We start from the raw sequence: 2,561 nt of genomic DNA, 5'->3' as shown, positions 1-2,561 counted from the left end.
CATCGACCAGTAGCCGATCAACTCGACGAAACGGTAGAGTTTTGAACGCTCTTTGCGGGCCCAGAGGCTGCCGCGTTGTACCGTGATCAGCAGCAGCGAGAGGGCCACGAACTTGATGCCTGGCACCGCAATACTGGCGATGAAAATGATCAGCGCAATGTCCCAGGCACCATGCTCCCAGAACTCCAGCACGCCGCCGATGATGGTGCTTTCAGAGTCACTGCCCAACATGCTGGTGTTCATGACCGGCAACAGATTGGCCGGGATGTAAAACACCATTGAGGCCAGCAGGTAGGCCCAGGTTCGGGTCAATGAGTTGGCTTTGCGGGCATGCAAGGGGGCGCCACAGCGCTCGCACTCGTGTGGGTGGTCGGTCATGTCACAGGCATTGCCGCAGCTGTGGCACAGGCAAAGGTTGAGATCGCGGGCTTCAGGTGCTGTGTTCATAGGGTGTCCCACAGGTCGCGAACATCGCGGCCGGCAATCCGGATCAGCAGCAAGCTAAGCACCGAGAGGGCAAACAGGCCGATGCCTGGTAGCACATCAAGCAGACCTGCAAGTTTGAACACCGAGACCAGCGCCCCCAGCAGACAAACCTCAAGCATGCTCCAGGGCCTTAGCGTTTCCAGCCAGCGCATGCACAGCTTGAAGGCCGGTGAGCGCTTGGTCGCGAGGGCGAAACTCAGCACCCAGACCAGCAACAGCAGTTGAATGATCGGCGCGATGATCATGGCGATGGCCGCCACCATGGCCATGAAGGTGATCGGCCCCTGGCTGAGCGCCAGCACCGAGTCCCATAAGGTGGCGCTATTTTGCAGGCCTTTGAGGCTGATGCTCATCACCGGATAGAAGTTGGCGAAAATCCACAGCACGGCGGCCGTCAGGCTCAAGGCCAGGCGTTGCTCCACTGACAATCCGTTGTAGCGCTGGAGTACCCCGCCACAGCGCGTGCACAAGGCGGTTTGATGTTTGGCGAGCGCCACTTTTTCATACACGCAATCGCAATGTTCACAGATGATCAAATGATCAGTCCTGGTCATGGTTCGCGCTCAGGGGAAGTCGGAAGCTACAGGCCGTTAAATGAATATAGAAGTCCCTCGCGATAGAGCAAATCCAAAGTGCGAGGCTTGAGACAATACGGGAGGGCAAGCGCTGGTAGCTTGTGGCTTTCGTCACCAACAACTGCGAGTTCTTGAGGATCAAGAGCGCGCAGTCAGTGGTTCGGGTTGATGGGCGAGAGACGTTATTCGCCGCGGATGTACTGCTCCAGTTGCTGGATCAGCTCGGCCTGCTCGGCAATGGCTTCCTTGACGAGGTCGCCGATGGACAGCAAACCCAGCAGTTGACCGTTTTCCACCACCGGCAAATGACGCAGGTGCTTGTCGGTCATGATATTCATGCAGGTTTGCACGGATTGATGGGAGTCCACCGTGATCACTGGCGAGTTCATGATGTCGCTGACGGGCGTACCGACCGAAGAGCGACCTTTGAGCACCAGTTTGCGCGCATAGTCGCGTTCACTGATCACGCCAACGATTCGACCGTCTTTGAGTACCGGCAATGCACCGACGTTTTTTGCGGCCATGACCATCAGGGCTTCGAGCACCATCTGATGCGAGTTGATGGTATGAACCTGCTGGTTCTGTTCGGCCTTTAACTTGAGCAGTTGCGCGACGGTCTTCATGAGGGCCTCTCCGGTGTTGTATTTATCAGGCGTCGCCAAGCGCGTTGACGCTTATACAGAATCATAGACGCAGGCCAACAGAACAAGAGGGCAAAGCGGCACTCAGGGGTTCTAAAACGTCATCGAGGGCGTTTGCGCTATCAGCAGTGCGGTTTCGCTGTTGGCAGTCGCTGATAGCCCGGGCGGGCTATCAGCGTCGTGGCACGCTCGCTTAGCAGTAGCGATCGATCACGCATACACCGGACTGGCCCTGTGCACTCTTCCACGCCTGATTCAGCGTCTCGAGAACACGCCCGACAAAGTCTTTGTCGGCGGCAGCTTTCTTGCCAACATAACCCTGGCCGCGACGGTACATCTTCAATCGGGCACGCAAGTCATGCTTGTTTTTTTCGAACTCATCTTCATGAGCGTGGGGCGACAGGCAGTCGATATGCACCTGGCCAGACTCGGCAATCCACAGGATATGGCTGTCATGGCTGTCTTTGTGTGCTGCGAACATCCGAGCCAGTTCATCAATAGTCGGTTGATTGTTCAGATTCATTTGTAAGCCCCTTGACCAGTGTTTGATCTGTCTAGTTGGTTCGCTGATTCACTTCTCTGCATCGGTAAGTTGATATCTGGTACCGAAACCAGGGCGACAGTGGGTGTCTGCCGAATATCGGCAGGGCCTTGAGCAGGATGCATGTAGTCTTGCCGAGAAACTGCTACGCACGTGCGGCACAGCGGGGGAGAAACAGCGATTACCTGGACGTTGCTACCGACATTATTCAGCTCGGCCACAAGCATCTTGAGGATTGATCGCCAGCGTTTCCCGTCCTTGTACTGGACACTCATGCTGGGTCAGCTTCATCAATCTGCCTTGTGGGCAGTACACATC

General features: G+C 56.2%; 4 protein-coding genes. All 4 read right to left on the bottom strand.

Annotation, left to right across the window (positions count from 1 at the left end):
- Positions 1-447 (bottom strand): paraquat-inducible protein A (locus AC1DH9_RS27055; RefSeq protein ID WP_477809129.1); only part of this gene is annotated, 447 nt, incomplete at its 3' end.
- Positions 444-1,040 (bottom strand): paraquat-inducible protein A, encoded by a 597-nt coding sequence (locus tag AC1DH9_RS27050; protein ID WP_427543808.1) that lies wholly within the window; start codon positions 1,038-1,040, stop codon positions 444-446. The genes AC1DH9_RS27055 and AC1DH9_RS27050, both read right to left, overlap by 4 nt.
- A gap of 203 nt (positions 1,041-1,243) precedes the next feature.
- The gene (locus AC1DH9_RS27045) at positions 1,244-1,684 is read right to left on the bottom strand and encodes a CBS domain-containing protein (protein WP_054598134.1); all 441 of its coding nucleotides are present in this window, start codon (positions 1,682-1,684) and stop codon (positions 1,244-1,246) included.
- Between the two features lie 211 nt (positions 1,685-1,895).
- Complete coding sequence (locus AC1DH9_RS27040) at positions 1,896-2,225, bottom strand: hypothetical protein (protein WP_427534299.1); 330 nt, start codon at positions 2,223-2,225, stop codon at positions 1,896-1,898.
- Positions 2,226-2,561 lie beyond the last annotated feature (336 nt).

The sequence above is a fragment of the Pseudomonas sp. 05T35 genome (genome assembly GCF_056396605.1).
This window is presented reverse-complemented; position numbering and strand designations above follow the sequence as displayed.